Source organism: Oleiphilus sp. HI0067 (assembly GCF_001635735.1).
In genome coordinates, this window is sequence record NZ_LWFI01000063.1 from 1 (window position 1) to 798 (window position 798).

Below are 798 nucleotides of genomic sequence, written 5' to 3' on the forward strand. Positions count from 1 at the left end.
AAAGCGTCGCTCGATGCGATGCTAGCGTGTCGAGAGCTCTCACAACAGACGGCTACTCAATCAAACGACACAAAAACTTCTCTTGATACAATCGAGCAAGCGATAGATCAGATCCTTAATATGGCTGGACAAATCGCAACGGCGTCGAGCGAACAACTTTCAGTTTCTGAAGAGATTAGTCGCAATGTGACAACAACTCAGGCATTGTCGGAAGAAACGGCAAACGGAAGTCTATTCATTGCTGAGTCTTAGCCAAAACCTAATCGTTGCGGTGGATGCTCTAAAAAATGAAATCGAGTGTTTCAAAGTGGCCTAAATTAATTGTCGCTTGGCAAAAGCGCTGTCTTACAAATCCTGCAGACGTACTTTGCGTTCTCGCGCCTTACTCGATTGTGCCTGATAGACGTCAATTCATGATACTTGTTTGGACAAGCGCAGTGGTAACGGTATCGTTTTATGGTTCTCGCTGGTTTAACTTCATATTGATGAGTCACTTCAGGGGCTTTTTTAAGAACGTCTATCATCACCGATTGCCATTCGCGCCCATGAGGTCTAACGCGACGTTCGACAACTTCGTGCACGATAAAATGCGCTACTTCGTGGCCTACCGTCTCATCTATGAATTGTTGACCATAAAGCGAAAGGAGTTCCTGGTTAAATCGTATCTCTTTTATAAGGCTCTGTTTACGACTCAGCGCTCGTGATTGCGCCTTTCTGATTCTAAATTGCCCTGCAGACTTCCCTCTCAAGTCAAACTTGACTGCATCTAAACAAAACTGTCGCCCAAAGTAGTCTTGG

General features: G+C 45.0%; 1 protein-coding gene and 1 pseudogene. One reads left to right on the forward strand and one right to left on the reverse strand.

All coding sequences use genetic code 11. The annotated features are described in order from the left end of the window. Positions 1–252: pseudogene (locus A3739_RS29110) on the forward strand (hypothetical protein); the annotation flags it as partial. Positions 253–317: 65 nt separating this feature from the next. Here A3739_RS29110 and A3739_RS31295 read toward each other — a convergent pair. Beyond that, positions 318–798 (reverse strand): SprT-like domain-containing protein (locus tag A3739_RS31295; RefSeq protein ID WP_068499853.1); only part of this gene is annotated, 481 nt, incomplete at its 5' end.